General features: G+C 53.4%; 19 protein-coding genes. All 19 read left to right on the forward strand.

Annotated features, from left to right (window positions below; genetic code table 11):
- The first annotated feature begins 5 nt into the window (after window positions 1–5).
- The 19 genes from O1721_RS09535 to O1721_RS09625 all read left to right on the forward strand — a co-directional run bounded on the left by O1721_RS09535 (window position 6) and on the right by O1721_RS09625 (window position 13,720).
- Window positions 6–1,466, forward strand: coding sequence for a DUF1073 domain-containing protein (locus O1721_RS09535; protein ID WP_047058635.1), 1,461 nt, complete (start codon window positions 6–8; stop codon window positions 1,464–1,466).
- The gene (locus tag O1721_RS09540; protein WP_169810610.1) at window positions 1,420–2,400 is read left to right on the forward strand and encodes a phage minor head protein; all 981 of its coding nucleotides are present in this window, start codon (window positions 1,420–1,422) and stop codon (window positions 2,398–2,400) included. Before O1721_RS09535 ends, O1721_RS09540 begins: the two co-directional genes overlap by 47 nt.
- Before the next feature lie 31 nt (window positions 2,401–2,431).
- Window positions 2,432–2,626 (forward strand): hypothetical protein, encoded by a 195-nt coding sequence (locus O1721_RS09545; protein ID WP_047058631.1) that lies wholly within the window; start codon window positions 2,432–2,434, stop codon window positions 2,624–2,626.
- A gap of 92 nt (window positions 2,627–2,718) precedes the next feature.
- Window positions 2,719–4,107: a DUF2213 domain-containing protein gene (locus O1721_RS09550; protein ID WP_048245858.1), complete on the forward strand. Its 1,389-nt coding sequence runs from the start codon at window positions 2,719–2,721 to the stop codon at window positions 4,105–4,107.
- A gap of 3 nt (window positions 4,108–4,110) precedes the next feature.
- On the forward strand, window positions 4,111–4,545 hold the full coding sequence (locus O1721_RS09555) for a hypothetical protein (RefSeq protein ID WP_032648633.1): 435 nt from the start codon (window positions 4,111–4,113) through the stop codon (window positions 4,543–4,545).
- Between the two features lie 9 nt (window positions 4,546–4,554).
- Window positions 4,555–5,652, forward strand: coding sequence for a major capsid protein (locus O1721_RS09560; RefSeq protein ID WP_048245857.1), 1,098 nt, complete (start codon window positions 4,555–4,557; stop codon window positions 5,650–5,652).
- Window positions 5,653–5,661: 9 nt separating this feature from the next.
- Window positions 5,662–6,027, forward strand: a complete 366-nt coding sequence (locus O1721_RS09565; protein WP_048245855.1) for a hypothetical protein — start codon at window positions 5,662–5,664, stop codon at window positions 6,025–6,027.
- A gap of 2 nt (window positions 6,028–6,029) precedes the next feature.
- Window positions 6,030–6,410 carry a DUF7370 family protein gene (locus O1721_RS09570; RefSeq protein WP_048245854.1) on the forward strand — a complete coding sequence of 127 codons (381 nt, stop codon included), beginning with the start codon at window positions 6,030–6,032 and terminating at the stop codon, window positions 6,408–6,410.
- Entirely contained in the window at window positions 6,410–6,583 is a 174-nt protein-coding gene (locus tag O1721_RS09575) for a hypothetical protein (protein WP_047058802.1), read from the forward strand. The genes O1721_RS09570 and O1721_RS09575 overlap by 1 nt, the downstream gene beginning before the upstream one ends.
- Window positions 6,583–6,939: a hypothetical protein gene (locus tag O1721_RS09580; RefSeq protein WP_032665488.1), complete on the forward strand. Its 357-nt coding sequence runs from the start codon at window positions 6,583–6,585 to the stop codon at window positions 6,937–6,939. The genes O1721_RS09575 and O1721_RS09580 overlap by 1 nt, the downstream gene beginning before the upstream one ends.
- A gap of 2 nt (window positions 6,940–6,941) precedes the next feature.
- A complete protein-coding gene (locus O1721_RS09585; protein ID WP_059452793.1) occupies window positions 6,942–7,349 on the forward strand; it encodes an HK97-gp10 family putative phage morphogenesis protein in 408 nt (135 codons plus the stop codon).
- Window positions 7,346–7,729, forward strand: coding sequence for a phage tail termination protein (locus O1721_RS09590; RefSeq protein WP_048984796.1), 384 nt, complete (start codon window positions 7,346–7,348; stop codon window positions 7,727–7,729). The genes O1721_RS09585 and O1721_RS09590 overlap by 4 nt, the downstream gene beginning before the upstream one ends.
- A gap of 63 nt (window positions 7,730–7,792) precedes the next feature.
- Window positions 7,793–8,536, forward strand: a complete 744-nt coding sequence (locus O1721_RS09595; RefSeq protein WP_063142546.1) for a phage tail tube protein — start codon at window positions 7,793–7,795, stop codon at window positions 8,534–8,536.
- Between the two features lie 57 nt (window positions 8,537–8,593).
- A complete protein-coding gene (locus O1721_RS09600; protein ID WP_059452784.1) occupies window positions 8,594–9,268 on the forward strand; it encodes a DUF6246 family protein in 675 nt (224 codons plus the stop codon).
- A 109-nt stretch (window positions 9,269–9,377) separates the two neighbouring features.
- Window positions 9,378–9,740 (forward strand): hypothetical protein, encoded by a 363-nt coding sequence (locus O1721_RS09605; RefSeq protein ID WP_032668722.1) that lies wholly within the window; start codon window positions 9,378–9,380, stop codon window positions 9,738–9,740.
- Between the two features lie 57 nt (window positions 9,741–9,797).
- The gene (locus tag O1721_RS09610) at window positions 9,798–12,473 is read left to right on the forward strand and encodes a tape measure protein (protein ID WP_479953793.1); all 2,676 of its coding nucleotides are present in this window, start codon (window positions 9,798–9,800) and stop codon (window positions 12,471–12,473) included.
- A gap of 10 nt (window positions 12,474–12,483) precedes the next feature.
- Window positions 12,484–12,711 carry a hypothetical protein gene (locus O1721_RS09615; protein WP_017693207.1) on the forward strand — a complete coding sequence of 76 codons (228 nt, stop codon included), beginning with the start codon at window positions 12,484–12,486 and terminating at the stop codon, window positions 12,709–12,711.
- Between the two features lie 41 nt (window positions 12,712–12,752).
- Window positions 12,753–13,250, forward strand: a complete 498-nt coding sequence (locus tag O1721_RS09620) for a hypothetical protein (protein ID WP_045332028.1) — start codon at window positions 12,753–12,755, stop codon at window positions 13,248–13,250.
- On the forward strand, window positions 13,250–13,720 hold the full coding sequence (locus tag O1721_RS09625; protein ID WP_479953795.1) for a hypothetical protein: 471 nt from the start codon (window positions 13,250–13,252) through the stop codon (window positions 13,718–13,720). Before O1721_RS09620 ends, O1721_RS09625 begins: the two co-directional genes overlap by 1 nt.
- Window position 13,721 lies beyond the last annotated feature (1 nt).

Below are 13,721 nucleotides of genomic sequence, written 5' to 3' on the forward strand. Positions count from 1 at the left end.
CATCAGTGAGTGAACAACAAAGCGAGGTTTCATTCCTCGTTAATGCCCTTGCTGATGCTATCGGGCGGCAGCGCATGCTGTACGCAGGCCAGCCGGGAAATACCAAACGCACGAAGTTGTGGGATGAGTTTGGCTATCCAAACAGTCTCGAGTTCGACCGCTACTACCGGGCCTACGAGCGCAACGCGGTGGCGTTTGCCGCAGTCCATAAGCTTCTCGATTCGTGCTGGGTTGATAACCCGACGATCATCGACGGCGACGGCGGAAAGGAGTCAACCGAGACAACGGACTGGGAAAAGTCAGCCACTAAGATGCTGAAGAAGCACTGGCCGAAAATTAAGGATGCGGATCGCCGCAATCTTGTTGGCCGGTACTCGGCATTGCTCATTCAGTTCCGGGACGGCAGAGAATGGCACGAGCCGGTAGACCGAGCGAAGGTTAAATCTCTGAGGAATATCGGTAACGGACCCATCGTTAAGCTGATCCCCGCGTGGGAATCGCAGATCAAGCCGGGCAACTTCGATACTGACACGCTTTCAGAAACCTACGGCCAGCCAGTTTCGTACAACTTCAACGAGCAGCCCGTTGGTGATGATGGCACGTACGGCCCGGTGCGCGGCGTTACCGTACACCCCGAGCGAATCATCATCCTCTGCGAAGGCTCAGAAGACGAGAACATGCTCTCTGGCGTGCCTTTCCTGCGCGCGGGCTTCAACAAATTGCTCGACCTCGAAAAGGTTTCTGGTGGTAGTGCAGAAGGGTTCCTGAAGAACGCTAGTCGCCAACTTGCGATAGCTTTTGATAAAGAAACTGGCATAGCGAATCTATCAAAGCAAGCCACAGACGCCGGCTACAAAGACCTGGGCGAAGCGCTTAACGACAAAGTCGCCAAGATGAACCGTGGCACAGATGCTGCCCTGGTAATGCAGGCCGGCACGCCGTCGGTGCTTTCCGTAGCAGCCGCCGATCCATCCCCTACATGGACGGTGGCCGCCAACGAGTTTGCATCCTCGATTCAGTGCCCGTTCACCATACTGTTTGGTCAACAGACGGGACGACTTGCCTCCGATGAGGACAAAACAGACTGGGCGAAGCGTTGTAACGGCCGCCGATGGGGATTCCAGTCAACGATTGTAGAGAGCGTGCTTGAGCGCTTCTGGACAGTAGGTGTCATTGACCCGCCTTCATCCGGAGAGGTTACGCTGGCATGGTCTGATCTTCTCGCTCCGAGTGAGAAAGAGAAGATTGCCAACATGCAGGCAATGGCTGTCGTGGCGAAAGATACTCAGCAGGCATACGGCACTCCGGCAGTGGATGAAAACGAAATCCGCGCAGTCGGTGAGTTGGAACCTCGCAAGGTCATGTCGCCACCTAACCCTGATGTAAAGCAAACCGATAAGGATCCGCTGACAGATGATGATGACAGCGCAAACCAGAATCGGGACGCCGATCGTACCACGCAATAAAGCTGACCCTACGCAGTCCTCGCGGCAGGTCAGCAGGATGTTCAATGATATCGAAGACCGGTATCTGAACATCAAGCGCAGGCTTAAGGCTCTGTTTGATCTGCGGCTGACTGGGCAGCAGCGTGAGGCGAACGCACAGCAGTCCTGGATGATGTGCAACAACGAGGGCGCAGAACCTTCGCTGTATCAAGTCAATGCCGGTAAGTTCGTCTATGACATGACCGCTGCTGAATTGGCCGATCTGCTCCAGGTGGTGCAGTCGATTCTGGATGATGAGCTTCTTGAAGGCGGCAGTCAGAACCTATGGGCGATGGACTACGTCATTGCGGAATATGACCGCGGCACGCTAAACGCCTTCACCAACCTGTCGGTGCAGTCTCAGGTATACGCCAGTCAGACTACGCTACAGCAGCTTTTAAGCAGCCCGGGCTACCTGAACCAGATTGCGGCGGCCAGGCTGACAACGTTCAGTGACTGGAAGGTCATCAGCGATACAGCCCGCGGCGACCTGACCAACATCATCACTGACGCGGTGGCGCGCGGAGTAAACCCACGCGAGACGGCCAGCGTAATCAGTAAGCGCATCGATGTGTCCATGTCGAAAGCAAAGAACATCGCTCAGACCGAGCAGGTCGGCGCGCTGCGGCGGGCTCAGTGGAATGAAACGGACTGGGCTGCTGACCGGCTGGGGCTGAATACCGGCCTGCTGTGGCTGTCGGCGCTCAAGCCAACTACGCGCACCTGGCACGCCAGCCGTCACGGAAAGGTCTACACCACAGAAGAGGTACGCGACTTCTACGCTGAGAATGGCAACCGGTACAACTGCTATTGCAGCCAGATTCCGGTGCTGCTCAACGATGACGGCAGCATTTTCAATGAAGGGCTGGCGGACAAGCTGAAAAAAGAGAGGATAAGCTGGAAAGAAGGGGCATAATTACCGTTCATTCAGAGCGATAGAGGTAGTCATGCTTAACAAATATTTCGTAGCTTACCAAATCTTGAAAAATGGACAGGTCTACCTTACAGGATCGACAGTTGTAGCCGATCCTGAAAGATTGGAGCCGGATGTTTTCTTTATGAATACAGCAAAAGAAATAGCCAAACAAAGAATGGTAATGCCTGACGCAGTAATCATTACCGCATTCAATCGGGTAAATTAACTACAAGTAAGTTTCAGAGCAACCTAAACCATTAGCGACCCAGCCATAGTGCTGGGTTTTTATTGCCTGAAATCCACTAACGAGGACCCAGCATGAAGCGCAACCGCGTTAACGTGCTGACCGTCGTCAACTCCGCTTCAAACATCACCACTGAAACCATCGACGGCAAGCCACATATCGTGGTTCGCGGCATCACGCCTGTCGTGGACGATATCGTGATGAACCGGAAGTTGTACCCGGCAGCAGAAATCGAAAAGGCCTACAACACGCTTGAACGTAACCCGATGCCGCTGGGCCACCCAAAAGTGGACGGCAAGCATGTATCGGCGCGCGATGTCAGGGCGGTGAACGAATACCACGTCGGCGCCTGGCTACAGAACGTCAGCCACAAAGACGGGAAGGTTACGGGCGACATGTACGTTAACCGCCATTACGCCGAGTCGAGCGAGAAGGGTAAGCGGCTGATTAACCGCCTGGATGAGATGCTGGCCGGCACCAACTCCGACCCGATCCACATCTCCACCGGCCTGCTGTATTCCGGCATAGCAGCCAACGGCGAGTCGAAGGGGAAAAAGTACAACGAAATCGCCACAAACATGATGTTTGACCATGTGGCTGTGCTGCTTGATGAGCCAGGTGCCGGAACGCCGGAGGAGGGCGTTGGCATCTTCGTTAACTCAGAAGGTGATGAGCAGCAGATCGAAGTTGCCCGCCTGGCTGACGGAATCGACTGCACCCGCGATGGCCTGATCAACAAAACCAAATTCTTCTTTACCAATGCCTCCAACTTTTCCTTCGACGACATCCAGCGCGCAATCAGTGAAAAGCTGCGAGAGGGTCGATCTGATGACAACTGGCTTTGGCCAGAGTCGGTATGGCCTGACACCTTCGTATACCGGGATGATTCCCGTTATTTCAAACAGAAGTACATCATCGACGATGACGGCAAGGCCCAATTCGTCGGCGAACCTGTAGAAGTCGTGCGCAAACAACCTGAGTACGAGATTAAAACCAACGGAGAGAACGATCCGATGAAAGAACTGATTATCAATGCGCTGCAAGCCGCTGGTAAGCCGACCGAAGGCAAGTCCGACGCCGAGCTGATGGACGCATACAACCAGATGAAGGCCGACGAAGCCGCCGCCAAGAAAAATGGCGACGAAGAAATCGACCCGGCAACCGGCAAGCCCAAGAAAAAAGAGCAGGCTACAAATAACGAAGAGATGCCAGCGTGGGCGAAAACACTCGCCGATCGCGTGGACGTCGTTTTCAACAGCCTGAACGCGAACGCCCACAAAGAGAAAGGCGAAAAGCGCGCGGCTGTGAAGCTGGCGATGAACATGAGCGATGAAGAAGTCGCAGATCTGGACGGTAAGGCGCTCGACGCCATGTATGCCAAGTGCCAGACATCTTTTGGCCTGAACGGTGCATTCCGCCATCAGGCTACTAACACCCAATCAGTCAGCGAAATGCCGGAGTAAAAAATGGCTAAAGACGGAAAGCATATCATCCACGCCGGCGGCGTGTTCCCTAATCCGCTGCTTAACCGTGAAGGCGCGGCCGCGGCATCTACTCCGCCGGGTACCATTGGCTTCTTCAGTGCAGCGGACAAGTTCACTGCCTCTGTGGATGGCAATGAGGCTGCAATTCTGTATGTGGCCAACAAAGACTATCTGCGCTGCCTGTCAGTGGACGACGCTATCCCTGCTGGCGAGCTTGTCGTAGGTATTCAGCCTCTGCCGGGCATGTTCCTCAACGTTCGTGCCGCAGCCGGCACCTACACCAAGGGACAGGCGCTCTCTATTGCAAACGGTCGAGTCAAGGTGGCTGCTGGCGATGAGTCAGTGCGCTGCTACGTCGAGGAAGACAAATCATACACAGCGGCGGCAGGCGATCTGCTTCGTGTCGTAATCAAATAAGGAGCGGATATGTTTGTATTCTCCAAGTCTATCGGTGAAAAGACCGGTAACCTCGCGGTAAATCAGGCGCAATGGCGCGCTCTTGAAATTGAGCGAAACGCCAGTGCTCAGGCAGCAGCGGATTTCTTGGCGCGCACTCAGTTCCGTGGCGATGCAGAAAACGCTCCTTATCTCGATGCGGTGAACGCAGTTGACGATATTCGTCGCCTGTATCGCGCTTTCGACACAACTGTTCTTCAGCAGTTCGAGCCGAATACCGAGTTCACTCTGCTGAACGATCTAATGCCGCTTTCTCGCTCCGTTCGAATCGAACAGTCTCGTTACGACTACGCTCGTACCGGTGGCCGCGGCTGGGCTCACACTTCCATGTCCGGACAGGTCGGCGCGGCACTCGATGCTCGTAGCTATTCCTTCGATGGCACCATGGTACCTATCCACGACTCGGGCTTTAAGTTCGAATGGCGTGATCCAATCTTCAACAGCCCGCAGGCATTGCAGTCGCAGGCTGATGCGCAGCGTGGTTCGGTTGAAGATGTTCAGCGTCGTTACGTTGACTACATTTTCAACGGCTTCCGCGATAAGGCTGGCAACTTTGCAGTATTCGACGGCCTGACCTGGAAAGGGCTGCGTGACGATGAGCGTGTAGCACAGATCGACCTAGGGGCTTCCGGCCTTAACATCGATTTCACCTCTGGCACAGCAACGTCTCAGGCTATCCGCGCCGGGGCAATCGCGCTGCGTGATCAGATGCGTCGCGTAAACAACCAGTATGCAGAGCAGACCTGGTATGTATCCGGCGAAATCATCTCCAACCTGGAACGCTACTTCTCCGACAACTTCCAGTCCGGCACGATCATGGATGAAATCCTGAAACTGACCGGTGTTGCAGCGATCAAAGAAGACAGCCAACTGTCAGGTAACGAAATCGTCATCGTTCCGCTGTCTGCTGGCGTCATTGCTCCAATCGTCGGCCAGGCTATCGGTACCGTCGCATCTCCGCGTCCGGAGTACAACAGCGACTACATCTGGCGCACCTGGGGTGCAATGGGGTTGATGGTCAAGCAGGACATCAACAACAAATACTCCGTAATTCACGCATCAAGCTAAGGATAAATCATGGCACTGGTAGAAATCGTGGCAAGCAACCTGCACGCCGGTGCCAACCTCCGCAAGCTGGAGGTTGGTTCAGTGGTGGATGTGGACGATGCAACAGCTGAGCGCTGGATCAGCACTGGCAAAGCGAAGGAGACCGATAAGAAGAAAGGCGAGAAGCTTGCCTTCGAAGTGGCTACGCCGTCATCGCCGTCAGGAGATCTGTCTGTCCTGCAAAAGCAACTCGCCGACGCACTGGAGCAGAACCAAAAGCTAATCGCCGATGGTGAAGCTAAAGACAAGGCTCACGCCGACGCACTGGCAGCAGAAACCAAACGCGCTGACGAAGCCGAAGCAGCATTGGCGGAAGCAATCAAGAAGGCGAAATAACCATGGCTGACCCAATCACAGCGGCAGACGTGCAGGCGTTCCTCGGTGAATTGGGTTACTCCATCCCGGGCGCGCTGCTGGAGCCGATTCTCTGCGTGGTAAACAAGATCATCCCGTGCCTCGATGGTGCAGGGTATGACGACTGCACCTCGAAGCTGATCCTGATGTACGCCGCCGCGCTTATGGCTACGTCGTCCGGCGCGCGCCGCATCAAATCGCAGGGTGCGCCGTCTGGCGCGTCCCGCTCGTTTGAATATGGTGACGACAGCATTACCTGGCTGCGCGACTCGTTGGCCCGTCTCGATACCAGCGGATGCACCGGTGAGTTACCGATCAGCGCTGGTAATAGTGTCGGCCTGTTCATGGTGGTCGGGGGCTGCTGATGACGTACAAATCAGTTAAGCAAGGCCTGCCGCGTTCGTTTACCCGCGTATGGGTGATGACCGACACCGGGCGGGAGACTACCGGCTACGTGAAATCGGACGGCGAGTGGTTCATCAACTGCGCGCGCATCCGGGCGACCGGCGCGAAGGTGCTGCGCTGGAAGGAGGGCTGATGTCGTCTACTGCTTCATGGTCATACAACAAGCCGTGCACGATATGGCGTAAGGGAGCGGGCGGTAATGACGAGTGGGGCGATCCTGTCGACCCATATGAACCGCCTGAAACCATCATGTGCGACTACATCGGCGGCCTGTCTGCAAAGCTCGGCTCCATCGGTAAAGAGGTTGTCGTAAAAAACACCTTCTTTACTGCGTATGCGTTAGCTGATGAGGGCGATTACATCCTGATTGGTGTTAGTGCTGAGCAGGATCCGGTCGTAGCAGGTGCTGATGAGGTCCGTCACGTGACGCGCTGGAACGACACTCTCGACGGTCTGGAAGATGACTGGGCGATAATTACGGGAGTGTAGCCATGGGCATTAAAGTGAAGGGCGTCAAAGAGGCTAAAGCCAATCTGGATCGCTTTATTGGTGACATTCAGAGCAGAAAGGTTATACGAGCCATAAGATCGGCTCTGATAATTATAGCGCCGGAAGCTGCCAGAATGACTCCTGTCGGCAAGACATCAAACCTCATAAACTCTCAGTTTTTGGATGTGAAGGTTAACGGAACCATGGTTACTGGCCGTGTGGGTTATTCCGCCAACTATGCGGTATATGTGCATGAGTCTAAAGGCACTTTAAAGGGAAGACCAAGACCAGTATCGCAAGGCGGCGGTAATTATTGGGACCCATCCGGCGAGCCGAAATTCCTTGAGAGGGCCGTTGATAATACTCGCTCAGACGTTGACAGGGCTATCAAGAAGGAACTTTCGCTATGACGCCATTGATGCACGAGCGGGTGCGAAACATGTTCGGAGATGCAGGACTAACGACTGGTTTCGCAGTGCAGCAGTTGATGTACGACGACCCTGGTGATCTGTCGAAGGCTGTCATGGTATTCAGGCCAAGCGGCGGAACAGCAATTCGTACCGATCTTGGTTCTGAATATTACGTACTTGTCGACGTCGTCGGCGCAAAAGACAAGCGAAAAGACGCGCTCAGCGCCGTGCAGCGCATCGTCGATTACGTCCAGGCCAACCCTATGGCTGACGAGTGCGTCGGCTACATCCAGAACATGGGCGCAATTCCCGCGCCGGTGCTCACAGAAGAAGGGCGAATAGTCTTCCGACTCCAGTTCGCCTGCACTTACGGCGAATAGCCATTCCCAACCAAATAACCCGCTCCGGCGGGTTTTCTTTTATACGTCAAAGAGGAGTTTCACATGGCTAATTGCCAGAACTCGAACGAGCGCCTGTTCGGCGGTGCGGTCGTGCTGGAAGTCGCCGATGGCTGCCCGGACGTCAAGCCACTCGAAGGTGAGTGGATGGCGCTGGCCGCTGGTACGTCGAAAGGCTTCGACTTCAACCCGAACTCGGTTACCTCTGATGCGGATGACGGCGGCGGTTATGTCGAGACCATCATCACCAACAGTGACTTCACCCTGAGCTTCGAGGGTGAGGTGCGCAAGAAGGACAAACTGGATCAGTACGGTGTCGGCAAGTTCATCAAGTATTTCGCTGATGAGCTGAAGGCTAAGCGCCAGCCCGGAATCTGGGTACGCATGGACTACGGCCCGGTAGAATTCGTCGGCTACATGAACATTACGGCGCTGAGCTCTGACGGGGGTACAAATGACATCGTAACATTTAGTACCGAGTTCAAAGTCGGTGACGCGAGTACGATCGAAGTTAACGAAGTGACCGCCGTAGCGGTGACTGGCGTGACCGTATCTCCGGCAACCAGCACTGGCGCCGCGGGCGGTACCAGCACCTTCACGGTGAATATCGCTCCAACCGGGGCAACCAATAAAGACTTCACTGTAGCGACTACCGATGCGACCAAAGCAACGGCCACTGTCTCCGGAAACACCGTCACCGTGACGCGCGTCGCCACCGGTAGCGCGCAGATCATCATCAACACCGAAGACGGAAACTTTGTGGCCGTGCATACGGTTACCGTTACCTAACGGACATTCCAAAGGGCGGCGTGCTGCCCTTGATAATGACCGTTTACTGGAATGACTATGACCGTTTTAACCGATATCGGCGAAATCTCCGTCAGCGACAGTCGCGAAGGCGGAAAAGATTACCTGCTCCGACCTTCATTTGAGGCCATGACGAGGATCGGCACTCCGGAAGAGATTGTGCAGGCGTACGCCATCATCCACGGCATTGAGGTTTCTCAGCTCACTGAAGCGTGCTCGAGCACTTTTGGACGATTTCCTGAATGGCTATCCCCCTCTTTCAACCGTGCCGCTGAGAAGCTTTTATCCACGTGCATGCAGGTGTTACAGGCGTGCTGCGATGAAGACTTGACGTCCATGATCGGCGAATGGAAAGGGTGGCGACATTGCGTTGTATACCGACCTGGAAAGATGCCGAAGAACGACATCATCGTGCTGGCTCAGCACCTCATGCAGCACGGTATCGTTGGCAAAGCAAAGGTTCGCCAGTTGCAGCGCCACGAAACAGGCGAGCGAACCACTGAATTTAAAGCCTTCGACTACATCAGCGCGGCGCGTAGCCACTTTGGCATGAGTCGTGATGAGGCGTCAAAGCTAACTATGACCGAATTTCAGATGCTGCTAGCGGCGAAATACCCTGAGCAGAAAGGGTTCACTCGCGAAGAGTACGACAGCATCGCCGACGAATATCTGGCTAAACAGGCGGTTCGACGCGAGAATGCGAAAAAGAAGTAACCGACCTTCTATACAACGATACCCTGAGAACAATAAATCATCCTTTTCCGTTGCAACTGTGCTATTCCTGGTTAGGATATTTCCACTTTTACCAATGGGGAATAGAAAGATGCGTACATTAATTTTATTGGGAACGCTGCTCGCTGCACCTTGTGTTATGGCGGCTACTGATGCAGAAATTGTCAATGCTGTGAAACAAAGAGCAGAAAGCGGTTTCTTTCCAAAAGACGTAAAAGTCGTTTCATTAAAGGAAGTTAATTTCTTCCCTGACGACAGAGACACAGTGTACGCCAGATTTGGAAACGTATGCGGCAAGGCTGAAGTGACCAAAGGTGATAATAAAGCCTCATTGGTATTTATTGCCCCTGTGGTTGAAAAGGCAAGCCAGATTTCTATAGACGATCCGACAATTTACGATCTCACAAAGCAAGGTGAGATTGCAGAAAAAGACATTCCAAATAGATGTAAGTAATAAACACTTGAACATTAAAACCCGCTCCGGCGGGTTTTTTTATGCCCGGAGAAAAGCATGGCCAACAGTGAACAGGTTGGGAATATTGTTTATCAAGTCCAAATGGACGTAGCAGAGCTTATTGAAGCACAGCGTAAAGTAAACGATCGGCTTGATAAAATGGGCTCCAATTTCGACCGAGCATCCGGGTCGGTTAGCCGCTTTGAGGGGGCGCTTAATAAAGTAGGAGTGGCGATTGCCGCAGCTTTCACCATCGAGACGGCCAAAAGGCTGATTGCGATTGGTGATGAGATGGCTACCTTGCAGGCCAGGATCACCAGGCTCAGCCCAAGTATTGATACAGCGAAAGAGACTATGTCAGCTCTTTCAGCTATTGCATCACAAACAGGTAACAGCCTTTCTGAAACAGAGCGTTTGTGGGAATCACTGACCACAGCATTAAAAAGCGCTGGTGCAACAAACTCTCAGATCCTTGCGCTTACTTCGACGCTTCAAAAGATAGGCACCATAGGCGGTTCATCCTCTGAGGAAATGGCTAGCGCACTTCGCCAGTTCGGGCAGTCAATCGCCGGCGGCACTCTCCGGGCTGAGGAGTTCAACACCATCCTTGAGCAAATGCCAGAGCTTGCTCGCCAGATTGCGTCTGGACTTGGAATATCGATTGGTGATCTCCGCAAGAGAATGCTGGAGGGCAAGTTAACGGCTGAAGATGCCCTTAACGCTATTCAAAAACAATCCCAGTCTGTTAACGAAGAGTTCGACAAGATGCCTGTCAATATCGACAGGGCGAAAAATAGCCTGGACGTAGCATTTAAAAACGCCATTAACGACATCAATCAGGCGATTGGCTTGACCTCGACCCTGGCGGGGTTGATGCAAAGCGTTGCTGATAATCTTAATTACTACAATAAAAATGTCGGTGATTCTTCCAGAATGCCGAAGCTTATCAAGCTACAACAAGAATTAAACTCCGAGCTTAAGGATGGTCAGCGCTGGTATGAGACAGACTCCGTATTCCAGACTCGTCGTGCGCAGGCCGCCGTTCAGTTAAAGCAGGTCGAAGGTGAAATTGCTCATATCAGAGCTAAAGCAGCAAGTGATGCTAAGAACAACCAAGGATTCAAGACCGAAACAAGCGGAGACGATGCAGCAACATCAAAGCTGGTAAAAAACTCTGAGCGCAGGCTCGCTCTAGCCAAACTGGAAGGAGAGGCAAGAGCAAGGCTTCAGGCTCAGTATGATGCTGCCGACGCTGGGGTTAAGGATCCGAAACGCATCAAGACCCTTCAGGATGAATATGCGGAGACTTACCGAGTAACCGAGGCAAGAAAGGAAAGCAATAAAACCGGCAAGAAAACTGAGGCGCAGTCCGAATCAATTGCAAATAAGCTTGAAAATTTGCGTCAGCAGTCAGAATTGGCAGCTGATTCAACGGAGGAGCTAAGCAGAGAGCAGGCGATATTACGTGCTCAGCAGTCACTGGGTAATTCTGCAACCCAGGAGCAAATCAAAAAGGCCGGTGAATATGCATCAAAAGCATGGGATGCATCAGCGGCAGCCAAAGGGGTAACAGAAGCACTTAAGGCAATGCCTTTGCAGGCGGAGAATAAATCCTACGCCGAATCCATGCAAAATCTGAAGGCCGCACTGAACGCTGGGAAAATAGACCTCAAGGAGTATAACGCTGCCACGGAGAAAATGGCGCTCGAACACCAGAATAACCTCGCCAATATTAACGCCCAGGCCACAGTCAATCCGGTAGCTTCTGCCCGAGCCGAAGTTGACCCGGTACAGCAACTGGTGAACGAAAATAACCAGAAGTTAGCCCTGATGCAGCAATATCAGCAGCAGGAACAGGCGATACTCCAGCAAAGTTACCAAAAAGGGAAAATAAATTACGATCAGTTCGTTGCTGCAAAGGCAGCTACCGATGCCCAGTACCTTGCCTTAAAGACTGCGCAGGAAAACCAGTTCAATGAGCAGATGACAGCCGCTCAGTGGCAATTGCTCAGTCAACAAGGTCTTGGTTATGAAATGCTGACAAGCGCGGTGGATGCGTTTTCAGGTAATGCATCTAATGCGTTAACCGGGCTGATCACCGGAACGATGTCAGCGCAGGATGCTATGCGTTCGCTCGGGAATACGATGCTGAACAGCGTGGTCAATGCGCTAGTCCAGGTTGGAGTTGAGGCTCTCAAAAACTTCATTATCGGTCAGACATTGGGCGCAGCTTCTACCGCTGCTTCTGTCGGTATGGCTACCACGACGGCGGCCGCATGGGCTCCAGCCGCAGCGCTGGCCAGCCTGGCATCCTTTGGCGCAAACTCAGCGCCTGCGATGGCTGGTATTGCATCTACCGTTGGGCTTGCTCAAGGGCTGGCTTTGGCTGGGGCCAGATACAATGGCGGACCTGTGTCAGCGGGAAGCATGTATCAGGTCGGTGAGCGAGGGAAGCCGGAGATTTACCAGGCCAGTACCGGTAAGCAATACATGATACCCGGTGACAACGGTCGGGTGATCAGCAATAAGGATATGCAGAGCGGAAGTGGTGTAATAATCAACAATATCGTGCAGAATTACACCTCTGCTACCGTTGATTCTCAGGGTACAGTGAATTCAGATGGTAGTATTACCCTCACTACGATTATCGCGGATTTGAACAATGGTGGCCCGATAAGTCAGGGTATAACCAGTAATTTCAACGTGAAAAGAACCCCGAACGGTCAGGGATAAGGAGACTTACGTGGTAATTGAGCCGGGCGAAGTGCAGTCAATACCAACTGAGATAGGTAAACCACACAGGATACGCCCGAACAGGGCGGTAGAGTTTGTGTTTACTCTAAGTGATGGATCAACTATCAAGGGCATAACGCCTGCTGGGGAAGAGCTGGAATTTACCAATAATGGCGAAATCGTTGACATAAAAATCAATATCTACGAGGCACCAACCGGGCCCCGGCTTGTTGATTAAGCAAACCCGCTCCGGCGGGTTTTTTAATGCCTGGAGTTTAGATGCCAATTATCGACTATCCCGACTGGTTGCCGCTAGCGCAGAAGGCCAGCAAAAATATGACGCTCGATACCGGGTTCCAGACCGATCAGCCAGCGGTCGGCCCGGCTATCTTCCAGAACCTTACCGACGACCTGAAAGTGACCTGGTCTCTGACGTGGATCTTTACCCTGGCTGAGGAGCGAGCTTTTCAGCAGTGGCTGCGCAGCCCGAACTATCTCAACCGGGGACTGAACTGGTTCCGGATGAATATCAATCTGGGCGGCAGTGGTCTCCAGTTGCAAGAGCTTCACTTCACGCAGATGCCGGTGCAAACCAGTATCGACGGCGGGGTGGTGACATGGACAGGAACCGTTATTGCCAACCACCTGTACAACGCCGATGACGAGTTTGACGACATCATTGTTGAACTGCCGCCGCCGTGGGATTCGTGGCTGGATATCGTTGTCACGGGTTATCCGGACGGGCGCGATCCGGAATCACTACCGAGGGTGCCGTAATGCCGAGCTTCAGGGAGTATAAGCAGCAACGCCCGACGCGCGGACTGTACGACACCATTACGTTCTACCATCCATCCTTTGGTTACGTTCGCCTTGTCGATAAGCAGTTCTTCCCCAAGACGCTCGGCGGACAGGCGTACACGCCAGCGCGCTTTGAAATCGAAGAGAGCCAGCAGAGCGGTACTCCGGTTATCGACGCGACGGTGAAGTTAGGGCGGCTGTCGTCGGATATCAAAGCGCTGATGAAACAGTGGAAGGGTGCGGCCAGGCTGACTGCCATCACGGCCACGCGGCAGATCTTCGACAGCGGCGATGTGTCTGTGCCGATTAAGTCCTGGCAGTTGTACGTCAAGACTGTGGATATCGACGCTGACTCCGCATCTGTCACTCTGTCCGTCACGAACCCGCTGAACAACAATGTTGGGCGATTATACGATCCCCGCGAATACACTGGACTCCAGTACCTATAAG

This window comes from Enterobacter cloacae complex sp. HYC033_NIDB, from assembly GCF_056673335.1.